Annotated in this window: 15 protein-coding genes; 12 read left to right on the top strand and 3 right to left on the bottom strand. The window is 41.1% G+C overall.

Annotated elements, in window-relative coordinates; genetic code table 11:
• Nucleotides 1-197: 197 nt before the first annotated feature.
• Entirely contained in the window at nt 198-1,655 is a 1,458-nt protein-coding gene (sufB, locus tag QZL88_RS07985; protein ID WP_296939923.1) for a Fe-S cluster assembly protein SufB, read from the bottom strand.
• Nucleotides 1,656-2,026: 371 nt separating this feature from the next.
• Here sufB and QZL88_RS07990 point away from each other — a divergent pair, with 371 nt between their 5' ends.
• Both QZL88_RS07990 and QZL88_RS07995 read left to right on the top strand, forming a co-directional pair.
• Nucleotides 2,027-2,680, top strand: coding sequence for a hemolysin III family protein (locus tag QZL88_RS07990; protein ID WP_296939926.1), 654 nt, complete (start codon nt 2,027-2,029; stop codon nt 2,678-2,680).
• Between the two features lie 557 nt (nt 2,681-3,237).
• On the top strand, nt 3,238-5,544 hold the full coding sequence (locus QZL88_RS07995; RefSeq protein ID WP_296939927.1) for an outer membrane beta-barrel protein: 2,307 nt from the start codon (nt 3,238-3,240) through the stop codon (nt 5,542-5,544).
• Between the two features lie 3 nt (nt 5,545-5,547).
• Here QZL88_RS07995 and QZL88_RS08000 read toward each other — a convergent pair whose 3' ends face one another.
• On the bottom strand, nt 5,548-6,978 hold the full coding sequence (locus QZL88_RS08000) for a TldD/PmbA family protein (RefSeq protein ID WP_296939928.1): 1,431 nt from the start codon (nt 6,976-6,978) through the stop codon (nt 5,548-5,550).
• Nucleotides 6,975-8,345, bottom strand: a complete 1,371-nt coding sequence (locus QZL88_RS08005; RefSeq protein ID WP_296939930.1) for an MATE family efflux transporter — start codon at nt 8,343-8,345, stop codon at nt 6,975-6,977. Before QZL88_RS08005 ends, QZL88_RS08000 begins: the two co-directional genes overlap by 4 nt.
• A 275-nt stretch (nt 8,346-8,620) precedes the next feature.
• Between QZL88_RS08005 and lysS the strand changes: the two genes are divergently transcribed.
• The 10 genes from lysS (at nt 8,621) to QZL88_RS08055 (ending at nt 18,485) form a co-directional block, all read left to right on the top strand.
• The gene (lysS, locus tag QZL88_RS08010) at nt 8,621-10,348 is read left to right on the top strand and encodes a lysine--tRNA ligase (protein WP_296939933.1); all 1,728 of its coding nucleotides are present in this window, start codon (nt 8,621-8,623) and stop codon (nt 10,346-10,348) included.
• Between the two features lie 30 nt (nt 10,349-10,378).
• Entirely contained in the window at nt 10,379-11,377 is a 999-nt protein-coding gene (locus QZL88_RS08015) for an NAD(P)H-dependent glycerol-3-phosphate dehydrogenase (RefSeq protein ID WP_296939935.1), read from the top strand.
• A 9-nt stretch (nt 11,378-11,386) separates the two neighbouring features.
• Nucleotides 11,387-12,733: a glucose-6-phosphate isomerase gene (locus QZL88_RS08020; protein ID WP_296939937.1), complete on the top strand. Its 1,347-nt coding sequence runs from the start codon at nt 11,387-11,389 to the stop codon at nt 12,731-12,733.
• 197 nt (nt 12,734-12,930) lie between these two features.
• Nucleotides 12,931-13,965, top strand: a complete 1,035-nt coding sequence (gene rlmN, locus QZL88_RS08025; protein ID WP_296939940.1) for a 23S rRNA (adenine(2503)-C(2))-methyltransferase RlmN — start codon at nt 12,931-12,933, stop codon at nt 13,963-13,965.
• A complete protein-coding gene (locus QZL88_RS08030; RefSeq protein WP_296939941.1) occupies nt 13,955-14,620 on the top strand; it encodes a hypothetical protein in 666 nt (221 codons plus the stop codon). The genes rlmN and QZL88_RS08030 overlap by 11 nt, the downstream gene beginning before the upstream one ends.
• Nucleotides 14,621-14,628: 8 nt before the next feature.
• The gene (pdxA, locus tag QZL88_RS08035; RefSeq protein ID WP_296939944.1) at nt 14,629-15,711 is read left to right on the top strand and encodes a 4-hydroxythreonine-4-phosphate dehydrogenase PdxA; all 1,083 of its coding nucleotides are present in this window, start codon (nt 14,629-14,631) and stop codon (nt 15,709-15,711) included.
• A gap of 60 nt (nt 15,712-15,771) precedes the next feature.
• Nucleotides 15,772-16,482 (top strand): sugar phosphate nucleotidyltransferase, encoded by a 711-nt coding sequence (locus QZL88_RS08040; protein WP_296939946.1) that lies wholly within the window; start codon nt 15,772-15,774, stop codon nt 16,480-16,482.
• Nucleotides 16,469-17,338, top strand: coding sequence for a hypothetical protein (locus QZL88_RS08045; protein ID WP_296939947.1), 870 nt, complete (start codon nt 16,469-16,471; stop codon nt 17,336-17,338). Before QZL88_RS08040 ends, QZL88_RS08045 begins: the two co-directional genes overlap by 14 nt.
• A gap of 128 nt (nt 17,339-17,466) precedes the next feature.
• On the top strand, nt 17,467-17,940 hold the full coding sequence (locus QZL88_RS08050) for a phosphatidylglycerophosphatase A (protein WP_296939949.1): 474 nt from the start codon (nt 17,467-17,469) through the stop codon (nt 17,938-17,940).
• The gene (locus QZL88_RS08055; RefSeq protein ID WP_296939950.1) at nt 17,925-18,485 is read left to right on the top strand and encodes a GtrA family protein; all 561 of its coding nucleotides are present in this window, start codon (nt 17,925-17,927) and stop codon (nt 18,483-18,485) included. Before QZL88_RS08050 ends, QZL88_RS08055 begins: the two co-directional genes overlap by 16 nt.
• Nucleotides 18,486-18,492 lie beyond the last annotated feature (7 nt).

Below are 18,492 nucleotides of genomic sequence, written 5' to 3' on the forward strand. Positions count from 1 at the left end.
AATTTAAGAAATAAACTTGTTATTAATTACCAATAAGAATCAGTAAAACTTTTTTCACCGACTCTTAATAAAAATACCCTGTTCCTATACAGAGATAAAGTTATTCCGAAAGATTGCATCTTTAAGATTTTTGTCTACAAAAAAGACAGCCTCATCAGCTGTCTTTTATATTTTAGATTCCAAAGAATAATATCGGCTTATCCCACACTACCTTCCAGACTTATCTGTAATAGTTTTTGGGCTTCTACTGCAAATTCCATAGGCAGATTTTGCATCACTTCTTTTGCATATCCGTTTACAATCAGGCCGACAGCCTCTTCCGTACCAATACCACGCTGGTTACAGTACAGTATCTGGTCTTCACTGATTTTCGATGTTGTAGCCTCATGCTCAATGATTGCACTTGGATTGGCAATATCCGAGTATGGGAAAGTATGTGCACCGCATTTATCGCCCAACAATAAGCTGTCGCATTGTGAGTGGTTACGAGCGCCTTCTGCTTTCGGAGATACCTTTACCAGTCCACGATACGAGTTTTGGCTTTGTCCGGCAGAAATACCTTTCGATACGATGCGGCTCCGGGTATTCTTCCCTATATGAATCATTTTCGTTCCTGTATCAGCCTGTTGGAAATTGTTCGTTACGGCTACAGAATAAAACTCGCCGATAGAATCATCCCCCGCAAGGATACATGAAGGATATTTCCATGTTACAGCTGAACCGGTTTCCACTTGTGTCCACGATATCTTAGATCCGCGTCCTTTACAAACACCCCGTTTAGTCACGAAGTTGTAAATACCGCCTTTACCTTCTTTATCGCCCGGATACCAGTTCTGGACAGTCGAATATTTCACCTCGGCATGGTCGAGAGCGACAATCTCTACAATAGCCGCGTGCAACTGATTTTCGTCACGCATAGGTGCTGTACAACCTTCGAGGTAACTCACATATGAATTATCGTCGGCAACGATCAGTGTGCGTTCAAACTGGCCTGTATTAGCAGCATTGATGCGGAAGTATGTAGATAATTCCATCGGGCAACGAACGCCTTTAGGAATATATACGAACGACCCGTCGCTGAATACTGCCGAGTTGAGTGTCGCAAAGAAATTATCACGATACGGCACTACCGACCCGAGGTATTTTTTCACCAATTCGGGATGCTCCTGTACTGCTTCACTGAATGAGCAGAATATAATCCCTTTTTCGGCCAGTACTTCTTTAAATGTCGTTTTCACCGAAACACTATCCACTACCGCATCTACAGCCATACCCGTCACACCTGCCAATATTTCACGCTCGTGAAGAGGCACGCCTAACTTATCAAAAGTCTTCAACAGTTCGGGATCTACCTCATCCAGACTCTTAGGTCCGTCTTTCTTTTTGGGTGCAGCAAAGTAACTGATGCTTTGGTAATCTATTGGCGGAATCTTGAGCATTGCCCAGTCCGGCATATCCATTGTAAGCCAGTGACGGTATGCTTTCAGCCTATATTCGAGCAACCATTCGGGCTCGTTCTTCTTTGCCGAAATCAGACGGACAACATCCTCGTTGAGTCCTACCGGAATAACCTCTGTTTCTATGTCTGTTACAAATCCGTATTTGTAATCGCCGGAGGTAACATCTTCTAAAATTTTATCTTGAGTTTCTTGCATGAGTAATTATTTATTTAGCCGATAACCCTACTATCGGGCTGTTAACTCTTTCAGTTTGCAAAGATACGATATTCCACGCACTTAAAATACATATATAAATATTTTGCATCACTCATAGAACAGATAGAACAGGCTTTTGTTTGCTCTTTTTCGTTTTTATAAGGACTTACCCCCTTTTAGTATAATATTATTAAAGCAGTACGCAATCGGATGTATTTCTATTTTTCGCTATTCTTAAAAACTTAATCCGTACTTTTGTTCTTCATAAGCAAAAGAAGCTATTTAATACAACATTATTTAATCATAACTGACTATTGCTGTTTTTAAATACGAAAACACAAAATAGGTCCGAGACCTTAATCCGAGACAAAGTGGGAAAAAGCAAATTTTATACAAAAGAGGAAGAATTAGCAAACAGCCTGTCACATGCTGTAGGTATTCTGCTGGGCATCAGCGGAGGATATATACTCCTCGCCACTGCTATTGAGAATGGTAGCGGATGGGCTATTGGTTGTGTTATCGCTTACCTTTTCGGTATGATGGCGTCATATATCACATCTACATGGTATCACGGCTGCAAACACGACCGGAGGAAGATTTTGCTTCGCAAATGTGACCATGCTGCCATTTATCTGCATATAGCCGGCACGTATGTTCCATTTACGCTACTGGTACTGCGTAACGAAGGTGCATGGGGATGGTCACTTTTTGTTTTCATCTGGCTGGCTGCCATAGCAGGCCTGATACTTAGTTTTGCCAGACTAAAAGACCATAGCAACCTCGAAACCATCTGCTTCGTACTAATGGGTTGTGCCATACTTGTCGCTTTCAAACCGCTGGCGGACGCCCTATCTGCCGATGGACGTATCGAAGCCCTTTACTTGCTTATAGCAGGAGGAGTCTCATACATAGTGGGAGCCCTCTTCTACTCGTGGACAAAAAAGAAATATATGCATACTGTTTTCCACTTCTTCGTATTGGGTGGAAGCATCTGTCATATGATTGCAATCTATTTCCTTTTGTAAAAAGGTAACACATATCAGTTAACAGTAAACAGTAAACAGTAAACAATTACAATTCCTTTCAACTTATTACTCAATACTTACTACTTGTTAAAAGGTAACAACCAACGGTCACAGGAGCGAAGCGTATGTAAAGGTAACAATCTTTTTAGCCTTTGTAGGGGCGAATAAATATTCGCATGAATCGACAATGGACGAAAGATGCTTCACTCCTACAGCTTCCCCCAAAAGGTAACAAAGGTAACAGATATATCAGTTAACAGTCATCAACTCATAAGCAGGGGAAGCGAAGCATCCGTAAATAAAAAGACTCCGTGCTACTCCGTTTACTCTGTGGTTAAAAATAAAAGGTAACAAAGGTTACACTATTTCATTCATTTGCTATTATGCTAATTTGTAAATCTGCCAATCAAAACTTCAAAGAGCTATAAGCTATTATTACATAGATAAATCAGTCGAAAGTTTATATACAAATCAGTCCTGCTTTTCAAGATTAATTGTAACACCCCGTTTTTTCTTCCGTCATAATAAAAAAATTAATGTTACATAAATTAAGCTTAATGATGAGAAGCGCAATCATTTTATTATTTATTTCCCTCTTTAGTATTTCTTTGCAAGCAATTGACGTGAAAGGACGTATAATCGACGTGAATACAAAGAAGCCAGTCGAGTTTGTAACGATGGTGTTGCTAAAAGCCGACTCTACATATATTACCGGCTGCCAGACCGATACGTTGGGATTATTTGCAATGGCCGGGCAATTTCAGAAACAGGATTATCTCCTGAAAGCATCCTTTCTGGGATACAGGACTGCATTTATAAAGATAAGTAACTTGTCGTCGCATCTCGATTTAGGCGATATCGAACTGACAGAAGAATCGAAAGCATTGGGAGAGGTGACAGTGACAGCCAATAGAATAATAAATAAAGTGGACAGGCAGATAATTCTTCCCGACTCGATGCAGATAAAAAGCTCAGTGAATGCTTTCGACCTACTCAGCAATATGTCTCTTGCCCGCTTGAACATAGACCCGGTAAATCAGACTATAAAAGTAGGTAATGAAGATGTACAATTACGGATCAATGGCGTACGAGCCACAGTACAGGAAGTGGCAGCTCTTCGTTCGAAAGATATTCTGCGCGTGGAATATTTTGAAGATCCCGGCGTGCGTTTCGGTAACGAAAATGTAGGCGCGGTCGTAAACCTGATCGTGGACAGGCAAAAAGATTATGGAGGATATGTATCCTTCGATGGGCGTAATGCTCCTTATACAGGATTCGGTGACGACAATGTTACTTTTAAGATGAATAATAAAGCGTCGGAATTCGGACTTAATTATTACATAAACTACAGGTCGTACGACAAACGATGGCTTGAGCAGAGCGAACTATTGAATTTCCCGACAAATCCGGTTTCCCGGGAACAGAAAGGAATAGAAGCTCCGATGGCATATCAGTATCACCGTTTCAATCTGACATACAACCTGACATCTGTAGACAAATATGTACTCAATGTGGCTTTTAAAAATCAGCTTTATAACTACGACAATACAACCGATTTCAATAATTTCTACTCGGACAGACTAACCCCGACTTATTCCAGCTCGAAACGAAATGGATTAGAATACACTCCTGCTCTGGATATATATTATAAACAGGAATTAAAGAACAAGCAGTCGCTGGCTGTCAATATAGTGGGCACATACATCAACTCGGACAGTGAAAGCAACTATCTGGAGTCGGAGAGTTCTGTCCCACAAACAGAGATTTACAATAAAATAGACGGTAATAAATATTCTATTATCGGAGAAGCAGTCTACGAAAAGCAATTCGAGAACCTTACCTTTAGTGCCGGAGCAAAGCATACGCAGGGTTTTGCGGATAATACATACAGAGGGAATACGGATACAAAGACAGAAATGAAAAACTCGGATTCGTATGCTTTTGCTCAGGTACAGGGTAAGATCGCTAAAAAATTAGGTTATACTTTAGGACTAGGAGGCTCACGTATCTGGTTTAAGGAGGGAGAGAATGACGCATCATTTTATTCAATGCGCCCGTCAGTACAACTGAATTACCCATTCAATGATAATCTATCGCTAAAATATTCATTTGTAGTCAATAACAGAACCCCTTCTTTAGGGCAACTCAGCAGCGTTGAGCAACAGGTAGATGCTTATCAGCTCAGCAGGGGAAACCCCAATTTAAAACCATCCAATATATACAACAACAAATTGACATTAAACGTCAATAAAGGTTTCTTAAATATTAGTTCAACATTTGGGTATATGTATTTTGACAAAGTAATTGTCAACACATACGCCATAGAAGGGGATAAAATCGTATCTTATTCCGACAACCACAAAAGCCAGCAATACCTCTATTGGTCAGGAGATGTTACCGCAAAACTAATAAAGGATATATGGACGCTGACAGGATGGTTTGGCATGCAGCGCGATATCTTCAACGCAAATTCGGGAATGGCACATACTCATAATTCCATATATGGAGGATTTCGATCAAATGTATTGTATAAGAATCTTAGCTTTGTGGTTGGGGTCAATTCCCGATATAAGGAATTGTGGGGCGAATCTATTTACTACGGAGAAGACTGGAACTATGTAGAAGCCGGATATAAACATAAGGAAGCCAAGCTTTCGGTTGGGATGTCCTATCCATTCAAAGATTATTGGAGTTCGGGCAGCAAAAATATATCATCGGTAAAACCTTCAAAGTCGTGGATATATATAAAAGAAAATGGGCATATGCTCTATCTGCGTTTCTCTTGGAACATGTCTTTCGGACGAAAGCATGAAGCCGGAAAGAAAAGTCTGGATAATGCCGATACAGATAAGGGGATACTGTAGAAACTACTCCCCTCCCACAGTCAACTTGCTCACCAACACCGAAGGTAGTCCCTGACCCACAGGGATACCTTGTCCGTCTTTGCCGCAAGTCCATGCACCTTCATCTATTTTCAGATTGTTGCCTATCATGGTGATGTCGGCCAACGCCTTCGGGCCGTTACCAATGATGTTTATATCTTTTATTGGCTGGGTTAGTTTTCCGTTTTCAATCAGATAACCTGTCTTTACAAAGAATGTAAAGTCTCCGGCGCCGATCTGTACCTGTCCGTTTGTAAAGTTATCCACATACACACCTTGTTTTACAGATGCTATAATATCAGCTTCCGGCGTATTTCCTTCTTCCATATAAGTTACTCGCATACGAGGTAATGGTGCGTAACGGAACGATTGACGCCGCCCGTTTCCGGTTGGCTCCATACCGTAATGCTTTGCGCTGATACGGTCGTGCAGGTAACTTTCGAGAACACCATCTTTTACAATGTATGTCTTTTGGCTTTCCACACCTTCGTCGTCAAAATTGATTGCGCCACGGGCATGTTCTATTGTACCATCATCCACTATATTGATACCGGGCATGCAAATCCGTTTGCCGAACTGGTCGGAGAATATTGATACATTTTTTCGGTTAAAGTCAGCTTCAAAGGTATGTCCGATAGCTTCGTGCAGCAAGATACCCGAACTGCCGGCACCCATAACCACAGGCATTTCGCCACCTTTAGGCTTTATGGCTTCGAACATGAGGGAGGTCTGTGCTACGGCTTCCCGGGCAATGGTTTCTATTAATTCATCATTAAGAAACTCAAACCCTTTACGATAAGCTCGTGAACAATAACCATTTTCTATTTTGCCATCCTGTTCCATCGTACAAGAGCCCGACATAATGCACATAGGACGGTAGTCCCATGTAAGTACCCCTTCGGAATTAAAGAAGAGGACATATGATGTAGAGTCGTTCAGACTTACAGATACCTTAATAACACGTGTATCGAGTTCAAATATCCTGTCATTCAGCTTCTGGACAAATATTTTCTTATCCTCAACTGATACTCCGAGCCACGTTTTCTTTACCTGATAATAATTCTGAAAATGACTTTCCCTTATTTCAATCGAATTATTAGATCGCGTAGGCATAGAAGCAATGCTTGCTGAGGTTCGAGCCGCCTTCAATAAGTCATTCACATTTGTGTTCTCTACATAGGCATATCCGGTCTGATCTCCCGATACCACCCTTACTCCCGCTCCGTAATCGATATTCGAAGCGGCACGGTTTACTTCTCCATCCCGGAGCGAGATATTATTGCTGAATGTATGCTCAAAGTATATATCGGCGTAATCTCCTCCTTTACTCAGGGCTTCGGAGATCACTTTCAGTAAGTCATTTTCCGTGACAGAGAAATGTTGCAGTATATTTTGTCTGTTTATATTATCTATCATAACAATTCTGAAGTCTCCATTTTCTTAAATTTGTTTATCTGCCATATAAACATCCCCGCAGTCAACAATGTTGACAAACCGTCTGCCACCGGCAATGAGAACCAAACTCCATTTAGTTCGAAAAAGTGCGGCAATATAATCAGAGCAGGGATAAGCAACAGAAACTGGCGTGTTAGGCTAAGAAAAATCGATTTCGCCGCCATCCCTATACACTGGAAGAAATTAGTAACCACAATCTGGAAACCGACCAATGGCAGCATCACGGTTATGATGCGTAGAGCTTTCGATGCTTCGGCGGCCAACGGGGCAGAAGGATTGAAAGGTTGCACGATAACATTAGGCAACAGTAATCCGATCGCACAGCCTACTACACCAATACATACCCCTACCTTTATTGTATAATTGAGGGTCTCTTTCACCCTGTTTATTCTTTTAGCTCCATAGTTATATCCCACTATAGGTTGCATACCTTGTGTAAGCCCTACCAGTACCATGATAATAATCATTACCAGCGTATTGGCAATGGCATACGCTTCTATGGCTACATTACCGCCATACACTTTCAGCTTGTTGTTGAGCATGAATACCACAACTGACGCTGCTACCTGTATAAAGAAAGGAGACAGACCGATGCTGGCGATAGCCCATACTATCTTCGGATTCAGTCCTATATTTTTCTTACGTAGGCGCAGCATACTATTCTGATTCATAAAGTGATGCATAACGAAGCACAACCCGATGAACATGGAAATGATAGTCGCGATAGCAGCACCTTTAATACCCCATTCCAGTACAAATATAAATATCGGTGCAATAATAATATTTGCTATCACCCCGATCAGCATCGTATACATTGCCTTGGTCGGATAGCCAGATGCACGCATCATACTGTTGAAATTGAAGCACATGGTGAGAAAGATATTTCCCGGCAAATAATATAAAAGGAATTCTTTTGCATAAGGGAACGTTTCTTCAGTTGCACCTATTTGCATCAGTATAGGATCGAGGAACATAAATAATACTGTAACTAATGTTCCTGTCAGTATTAGGGTCATCAGAAAAGAGTTACCGATGATTTTCTCTGCAGTTTCCTTATCGCCCCTACCCAAACAGATAGATATCCGGCTAGCCGATCCCGCCCCCACCAGCATACCTACTGCTGCCGTGAGGTTCATTATAGGAAGAACGATTCCCAGTCCTCCAATAGCGTGGTCTCCCAGATTGGGGCCATGTCCGATATAAATACGGTCGATAATATTGTATAGCGCATTGACCATTGTTCCCACGATAGCCGGGAGCGCATATTGCCAGAGTAGTTTACTTATCTTTTTATTCTCTAATTCATCTATGTTTGCAGTTTTCAACATTTTTAATCTGTTCTAATGCGGTTAAGGAGTGTAGCCCTCCCATCTTTGAGGGTGCAAAGGTACAACTTATATTACTTATTTCATGTGCAAAGGTCACCGATTTTGTTTATAGCAATTTTCGTTTTTTGTTAAAAAAAGTACCGCTTTAAGGTGTGGCATTTATTAAAGCGAATACAAAATGTGTATTTGTTATTATATTTTTTAACTTTGCGTGGTTATTCACATACGAACCAATTTTTATTTTTGAAATAAAAAAATCTGAAGATAGATTGATAATGAATATACTAGAATTAAGCGAACAGGAAATCTTTCGTAGACAAAGTTTAGAAGAGTTGAGAGCGTTAGGGATAGAACCGTATCCGGCAGCGCTGTATGATGTAAATGCATATTCAAAAGAGATAAAAGAAAGCTTCAAAGACGAAGCAGAGCGTCGTCCGGTAACTATTGCCGGCCGTATCATGGGCCGCCGCATCATGGGTAAAGCTTCATTTGTAGAGCTACAGGATGCTGAAGGGCGTATCCAGGTATATATCTCACGTGACGATTTGTGCCCGACTGAAGATAAAGAGCTTTATAATACAGTTTTCAAAAAGTTACTGGACATAGGAGACTTCATCGGCATCAAAGGATTTGTGTTCCGCACACAAATGGGTGAAATCTCTGTTCATGCCGAAGAACTAACTGTATTGGGTAAATCGCTTCGTCCGCTTCCTGTAGTGAAGGTGAAAGACGGGGTTACCTACGACGGATTTACCGACCCGGAACAACGTTATCGCCAGCGTTATGTCGATCTGATTGTCAACGAAGGCGTAAAAGATACTTTTCTGAAACGTACGAAGGTTTTCAACTCTATGCGTGAATTCCTGAACGGACACGGATACATAGAAGTGGATACTCCAGTATTGCAAAGCATACCGGGAGGAGCTACGGCTCGCCCGTTTATTACTCATCATAATGCATTGGATATTCCATTGTATCTGCGTATTGCAAACGAACTTTACCTGAAACGTCTGATCGTCGGAGGTTTCGACGGTGTGTATGAGTTTTCCCGCAACTTCCGCAACGAGGGCATGGACAGAACACACAACCCTGAATTTACGGTAATGGAGTTTTATGCAGCATATAAGGATTACAACTGGATGATGGATTTCACCGAGCGTATGCTGGAAAAAATCTGTATGGATGTGCATGGAACGACCAAAGTGAAGATGGGTAAAAATGAGATTGATTACAAAGCGCCTTACCCGCGTGTGACTATGATAGATTCCATTAAACATTTTACAGGTGTAGATATTAGCGGAATGAATGAGGTTCAGCTTCGCGATGTTTGCAAGCAGCTTGGCGTGGAACAAGACGAAACAATGGGTAAAGGCAAACTGATAGATGCCATCTTCGGAGACAAGTGTGAAGGAAACTATATACAACCTACATTCATTATAGATTATCCTGTGGAAATGTCGCCACTAACAAAGAAACACCGTAATAATCCGGAACTTACCGAACGTTTTGAATTGATGGTAAACGGTAAGGAACTTGCGAATGCCTATTCGGAGTTGAATGACCCGATAGATCAGCGTGCACGCTTCGAAGACCAGTTGAAATTGTCGGAAAAAGGTGATGATGAAGCTATGTTTATCGATCAGGATTTCTTACGCGCACTGGAATACGGAATGCCGCCTACAAGCGGTATCGGAATCGGTATGGACCGTCTGGTAATGTTTATGACCGGACAGGAAAGTATTCAGGAAGTTATGTTTTTCCCTCAGATGCGTCCCGAAAAAGTAGTGAAGAAAGATCCTGTAGCAAAATATACAGAACTGGGAATTTCGGAAGAATTAGTTCCTGTCCTGCAAAAAGCCGGATACCTTACAGTGGAAGACTTGAAAGATGTAAATCCACAGAAGATAAGACAGGATTTAGGAGATATCAACAAAAAACATAAACTGGAACTGGCATTGCCTTCAGTTGAAGTGATTGAGAGTTGGGTGAAAAAAATTAATTAATCTCCCTATTTCTAACTAAAACGTAAACACATGAGTTTTCCCGGTAAGATTGCAATTTTAGGTGGTGGAACGTGGGCGACTGCATTAGCCAAGATTATGCTGAATCATGAAAAGCATATCAATTGGTACATGCGCCGGCCTGAACAGATACAAGATTTCAAAAAGACAGGACATAACCCGTCCTATTTATCAACGGTTGAATTTAATCTGGACAGAATTTCATTCTATTCTGATATTACTCAGGTCGTTGAGGATTCCGATACACTGATCTTAGCTGTACCATCCCCTTTTCTTAAAAGCCATCTGGAGAAACTGAAAACCAAAATAAGCGATAAGTTTATTATTTCGGCCATCAAAGGGATTATCCCTCCCGAAAACCTGCTGGTTACCGATTATCTGACGCAATTCTACGATATCCCTGTCGAAAATATGGCTATCGTCGGCGGGCCTTGCCATGCCGAGGAAATAGCATTAGAGCGACTGACATATCCTACCATTGCTTGCCCAGATATTGAAAAGGCACAGGCCATTGCCGGAATATTCAATAACAGGTTTGTACGGGCATCCGTATCAAATGATGTATCAGGTATCGAGTTGGCGGCTGTGTTGAAAAATGTATATGCTATTGCTTCGGGTATTTGTCACGGACTCAAATATGGAGATAACTTTCAGGCGGTGCTGGTATCGAATGCAATATCCGAGATGGAACGTTTTGTAGACATTGTATCTCCGATAGAAAGACGGATTCAAGACTCTGCATATCTGGGAGATCTTCTGGTTACTTGCTATTCCAGTTTTAGTCGTAACCGTACATTCGGCTCTATGATCGGAAAAGGTTATTCCGTAAAAGCAGCCCAGATAGAAATGGAAATGATTGCCGAAGGATATTATGGTACAAAATGTATCAGGGAAATGAACGAAAAATATAATGTGAATATTCCTATAGCTGATCTGGTGTATCGTGTATTATACGAAAATGCATCAGCGCGCGAGGGAGTTAAAGTATTGAGAGAACAAATATTAAAATAAATAAAGGTTATGGATAAGGTTATCAAATTAGACATTAGCAAGACTTTAGGTTTTATTAATCAGGCTGATATCAACAATCAGGCTGCTTTGGCAAAGAAATGCAATGAAGCATTGCACGATGGTTCGGGTAAAGGAAACGACTTTCTAGGTTGGCTGAACTTACCGTCATCGATTACAGATGCTGAATTAAAAGATATAGAAGATACTGCAAAAGCGTTACAGGCAAAATGCGAAGTGATTGTACTTGTTGGTATCGGTGGTAGCTATCTGGGATCAAGAGCAGTTATCGATTCTTTGTCAAATGCTTTCGACTGGTTGCAACGCGACCGTAAAACACCTGTAATTCTTTATGCAGGAAACAATATCGGTGAAGACTATCTTGTGGAATTACTTGCATACCTGAAAGGAAAATCTTTCGGCATCATCAATATATCCAAATCGGGAACAACTACAGAACCTGCTTTGGCTTTCCGCATTCTTAAAGCAGAGTTGGAGAAGACTGTAGGTAAGGAAGAAGCGAAACACCGTATCGTAGCTATTACCGATGCTGCACGTGGCGCATTGTTTACGCTGGCTACAAAAGAAGGATTTAAGAAATATGTAATCCCTGATAATGTAGGAGGACGCTATTCTGTGTTGACTCCGGTGGGCTTACTTCCCATCGCATTAGCAGGAATCGATATTCGTCAGTTGGTTGCAGGCGCTGCATATATGGAAAAAGAAACCGCTCCGGCTGTACCTTTCGAAAAAAACATTGCTGAAATATATGCCGTTACACGTAACGAACTATATAAGACTGGCAAGAAAATAGAAATCCTCGCTAACTTCAACCCGAAGTTGCACTACATCGCAGAATGGTGGAAACAACTTTACGGAGAGAGCGAAGGCAAGGAAAATAAAGGCATCTTCAATGCTGCTGTTGACTTTACTGCCGACCTTCACTCTATGGGACAATGGATACAGGAAGGTGAACGTTCTATCTTCGAAACTGTTATATCAGTGGCTCAACCGAACGAAACATTGACAGTGCCTACTGATGAGGAAAATCTTGACGGACTGAACTTCCTTGCAGGCAAACGCATCGATTTCGTAAACAAAATGGCTGAACTGGGCACTCAATTAGCTCACGTTGACGGAGGTGTACCAAATATCAAAGTGGAATTACCTAAGTTGGATGCATACAGCATCGGACAGTTGCTATACTTCTTCGAAAAAGCATGCGGTATCAGCGGGTATATCTTAGGAGTGAATCCATTCGACCAACCGGGAGTGGAAGCATATAAGAAAAATATGTTCGCCCTCCTTGACAAGCCGGGTTTTGAAAAGGATAGCGAAGCTATTAAGAAAAGATTATAATACAAAAGCCATTAGTAAATAAGGGTGTGTCAAAAGCAAATTGCACTATCAAATTGTTACCCTCTTTGTCATTCTGAATGCAATGAAGAATCTCGACCATCCAGACACGAGATGTTTCACTCCGTTCAACATGACAAACAGAATGTGAAAATTACTTTCGACACACCTTCATTCGCTAACAGCTATCAACTAAAAATATGATAGAAAAAAAACACTTACTCGGTATGACCATGGATGACTTCTATGGCGTGGCCGGCGAGTGCGGTCTACCCAGATTTGCTGCAAAGCAAATCGCAGATTGGGTATACAAGAAAAGAGTAACATCAATAGAGCAGATGACAAATATCTCTGTAGCAAACAGGGCTTTGTTGTCGGAAAAATACGATGTGGGAAGATATATCCCGCTCGAATTTCAGCAATCTGTAGATGGCACTGTTAAATATTTATTCAAAACGGAAAACGATAAACTTATCGAAGCCGTGATGATACCCGAAGACGACAGGGCTACGCTTTGTGTATCTTCACAGGTTGGATGTAAGATGAACTGCCTGTTTTGCATGACAGGAAAACAGGGATTTAACGGAAATCTTTCTGCCAACGAAATATTGAATCAACTTTATTCGGTTCGTGAAGCCGAAAATCTGACGAATGTTGTCTTTATGGGAATGGGTGAGCCTCTGGACAATTATGAGCAATTGAAAAAGACACTCGAAATTATGACCGCCGATTATGGCATGGCATGGAGTCCGAAAAGAATAACAGTATCTACAACCGGCGTTACGCCCAAGTTGAAACGTTTTCTGGATGAAAGCAATGCCCATCTGGCAATCAGCATCCATAGCCCGGAGAAAGATCAGAGGCTATCCATTATGCCGGCAGAAAAGGCTTTCCCTATAGCCGGGGTGATGGACTTATTAAAAGAATATGACTGGACAAAGCAACGACGCTTGTCTTTTGAATATATAATGTTTGATAATTTCAACGATTCACTCGTTCATGCCAAAGAACTGGCGCAGATGCTCAGGGGAATCGAATGCAGGGTAAATCTTATACGTTTCCATGCGATACCGAATGTGGATCTGAAAACATCGACAAAGGAAAAGATGGAGGCATTCAGGGATTATCTGACAAGTAAAGGTGTTACTTCGACCATACGCGCATCGCGCGGCGAAGATATATTTGCGGCGTGTGGCATGTTGTCGACAATGAAAAGTAAAAAGAATGAAGAATAATCAGGTTATATTTAACGGGATCCATGATGGGAAGATGACTTTGCCGAAAGACTTTGCCGTTCTTTTTCCTAAAATGACCCGGTTATTGGATAAAGCATATAAAGTAGAATTTACGCTGAACGGCAATCAGCGGTTCCGGCAGTATATATGGACGCTCAACGGCGGAAGTACTATCGGCTGGCTTTGTAAACTGGAACATTGTGTGCCCCAGGGGCGTAATATTATACCCGAGCACATTCTGCTATCCCAAAATATGGGAGGGATTGTAGAATATTGGCTCGAAGATAATACTATGGAGGCGGAGAGTTTCATAGATGCCAATCAGTTTACATTCTCGCTGGTAGATTCCACGGTCGGTATCGGAGGATGGGAACAAAACTATGCTGATGAATGTAAGTTGCAGGGTATAGAACCGATGAATACGTCCGACTTTCTGACTTTTGCTCTCGAAACGAATGGGAATACGACTTTCTATAATCATAAAACAAAAGAAGTTTTCGTTTATTTACATGACGACTATTCACCATTCGAGATTACACCACACAAAGGTCATCCGTTATGTACAATTTATCAATACGATAAAGCCCCGACTTTTGTTGACTTTGTCGAAACCCTGGCCGGACAATGGCTACAGGTTATAGAATCTAAAAACTAAATCAAACTATGATAAAAGTAGGTATAACACAAGGTGATATAAACGGGATAGGATACGAAGTTATTCTGAAAACATTTGCAGATATCCGGATGGCAGAGATGTGCATCCCTGTCATTTACGGTTCGGCAAAAGTAGCATCCTTTCATCGCAAAGCAATGGAATTACAACCTGTATCTTTCAATCAGATAAATAGTGCAAAAGATGCAGTGGTAAACAAAGTGAATATCATCAACTGTATTAATGAAGATACTAAAATCGAAATAGGGCAATCGACCGCAATAGCAGGAGAAGCAGCATATAAATCGCTTGAAAAGGCAGTTGCTGACCTTAAAAGCGGACTGATCGACGTCCTGGTGACCGCCCCTATCAACAAACATAATATTCAGCGTGAAGATTTCCATTTCCCCGGGCATACGGAATATCTTGAAGAACGGTTCGGTAAAGACGGAGATAAAAGCCTGATGATCCTTATCAAGGATTCGCTCCGTATAGCTCTTGTAACAGGGCATATCCCGTTGGCTGATGTACCGAAATCATTGACAAAGGAAAAAATAATGGACGCTGCTATCCGCTTCGAAGCCAGCCTGAAACGCGACTTCAGAATTGGGAGGCCGCGTATCGCAGTACTATCCCTTAATCCGCACGCAGGAGAAAACGGCTTACTGGGAACAGAAGAGAATGATATCATCACTCCTGCCATAAAGGAATTACAGGACAAGAAGGTACTTTGTTTTGGGCCTTATCCTGCCGATGGTTTTTTTGGGGCAGGTGAATTCGCCAAATTCGACGGTATACTGGCAATGTATCACGATCAGGGTTTAGCTCCTTTCAAGACCCTGGCCATGGAAGACGGCGTTAACTTTACAGCCGGATTACCTATTATCCGCACATCTCCGGCTCACGGAACAGCCTATGGTATAGCCGGAAAGAATGAAGCATCGGAAGAGTCTTTCCGCCAGGCCGTCTATATGGCGATAGACACTTTCGGAAACAGGATAGAATTTGATAAAGCACATGCCAACCCTTTGAAGAAACTCTATGTAGAAAGAGGCGGCGATAACGAAGTACTTGATTTGACTACTGAAGAATAATTTTTTTCACTTTCAGATTAAACCTTTTTGATTGACTTTAGTCAAAAAATATTAATATTTATGAATTATGCTATAATAGCAGCAGGAGAAGGCTCCAGACTGGCTCAAGAAGGTGTTACTTTGCCGAAGCCTTTGGTAAAGCTGGATGGCAAGGAAATGATTCGCCGTTTGATTGATATTTTCCTCAAGAATGATGCTTCTTCGATAAGTATTATTATTAACGAGGAAATGATACAGGTTCAGGATTATATATCCAAATTAAAGCTTGATGTACCGTTTAACGTTGTGGTGAAATCTACCCCCAGTTCGATGCATAGTTTTTTTGAACTGAGAAATTTCCTACGGGATGGAAAATTCTGTCTGACAACAGTCGATACCATATTCAAAGAAGATGAATTCGGCAACTTCATACAGGCTTTTGCCTCAGATGAAGATAATGACGGAATGATGGCCGTAACAGACTATATAGACGACGAAAAGCCATTATATGTGGACGTTGACAGTAAAATGAATATAAAGGGATTTCTTGATAATTCGGATAATTGTAAGTATATATCGGGTGGAATTTACGGACTCACCCCAAAAGCAATAGATACATTAGAATCCTGCCTCGAAGCAGGGCAGTCACGGATGCGCAATTTCCAACGACAGCTGGTAACTGATAACCTGAATCTGAAAGCATTTCCTTTTGTTAAGATTGTTGATGTAGACCATGCAGAAGATATTAAGAAGGCGGAGCAATTTGTAAAAAATAAAGATGTCAAAAATTAGAATAGCAGGAGTCAAAAGGAATACTAAATTTTCTCCCAACCATATTGGTAATGATGGTATGATATTCAACCTTACGGCCGAATGTCTGCGTAACATGGGATATGAAGTAAGAGAGTATACCGAATCCGAGTTTGTACTGAGCGAGGAGAACGAGATGTATATTTTCAATATGGCCCGCGACAAAAGCACAATCAAACGGCTGAAACAATATGAGGCAGACGGTGCGATAATCATAAATCCAGGAACAGGTATCGAAAACTGTACCCGCACTACCATGACGCGTTTGCTGATGGATAACAGTATACCGCATCCTGAAAGTATAATCGTAGATGTGACCGACGACCCTACCGAAGAACTGGAGAAAATGAATACCGGTGCTTTCTGGATAAAAAGAGGCGATTCACATACGATTCATCGTGAGGATGTCACTTATGCACGTAATATAGAAGAAGCTAAATCTATTTTACAGGAATTTGCATTGCGTGATATACCCAATGCTGTGATAAACGAACATCTTGTAGGAGATCTGGTCAAGTTTTACGGGGTATACGGAACTGACTTTTTCTATTGGTTCTATCCTTTCGATCTAAGCCTCACCAAATTCGGTTTGGAAGCTGTAAACGGGAGCGCGAAAGAATTTCCATTCGATCTGGACGCTTTGAAGAAGACTTGCAGTAAAGCCGGAGAAGTACTGAATGTGGATATATACGGCGGGGACTGTATCATTGCCGCTGACGGTTCGTTCAAAATTATTGATTTTAATGACTGGCCTAGCTTTGCGCCTTGCCGAGAAAAATCTGTTCCGTATATTGCTGAACGTATTTCGCAAAAGATATCTGCAAATACGGATATGTAACATTGACAAAATGTAAACAATGTCGTATTGACAAACATTTTCAGAAAATTAAATGTAGTCAGATTATATATTTTTAACCACTTTGATATCAATGCATTTTTTGATAACTTTGTGCCTTTATTGAAAAAATGAAACAAAAGAATCTCTTTCATATAATTATCGCATCAGGCTTTGGTACGGGTTTCTCCCCGTTTGCACCCGGTACAGCGGGCGCAGCATTAGCTACTCTTATATGGATTATCCTTTCTTTGTTTGTTTCTCCCCTGCCCCTATTACTGATAACCATTGCATTAATTATCATATTTACAGTTCTTGGCGTTTGGTCGTCAAATGTGCTTGAACCCTCTTGGGGCAAAGACCCGTCACGCATTGTTGTCGATGAAATGGTAGGTGTATGGATAACCCTTCTGGCTGCCGATGCAGGAAATATATATCATGCGCTGATTGCATTTGCCTTGTTCAGGTTATTTGATATATGGAAACCATTGGGTATCCGCAAAATGGAGGGTCTGAAAGGCGGATGGGGTGTAATGATGGATGACGTGCTTGCAGGAGTGTATGGCTTTATAATATTATTAGGAGGAAAATGGCTGATTGGGTAAAGAAGGTCACGAAAACCATCTCTGAAAAAGGAGGGATTTTTATGTTTGTGCGGGCGCAATTCTCCTCACAACTATCTAGTTTGACCGACTTTACAGTAACCATATTACTCACTAATATCTTTGGCGTCTTTTATGGCAACGCTACCCTTTTCGGTAACATTTCGGGAGGAATAGTCAATTGCATTATAAATTATAAATGGACATTTAAGGCACAGGACAGTAAGATAAAACACGTTGCTATTAAATATGTGATGGTCTGGCTGGTGAATCTGTTCTTAAACAGGGAAGGAACCGTACTGGTAACAGAACTGGTGACCAAGTGGCTGCCGATGGAAAGCCTTCCGGAGATTATAGCCAATAATGTGTTCCTGATACCAAAGATAATTGTGTCACTTATCGTGGGTTTTGGATGGAACTACAATATGCAGCGTCTTTTTGTATATAGGAACAGGGATTTCAAAAAGTATTTTGTAAAAAAGAATAAACCGGAAGATAAAAAAGAAGAAGTTATAGAAAGCGAAAAGAAACATACAGATGACATATAGAGAGGTG

This window comes from uncultured Dysgonomonas sp. (assembly GCF_900079725.1).
Classification (GTDB): Bacteria; Bacteroidota; Bacteroidia; order Bacteroidales; family Dysgonomonadaceae; genus Dysgonomonas.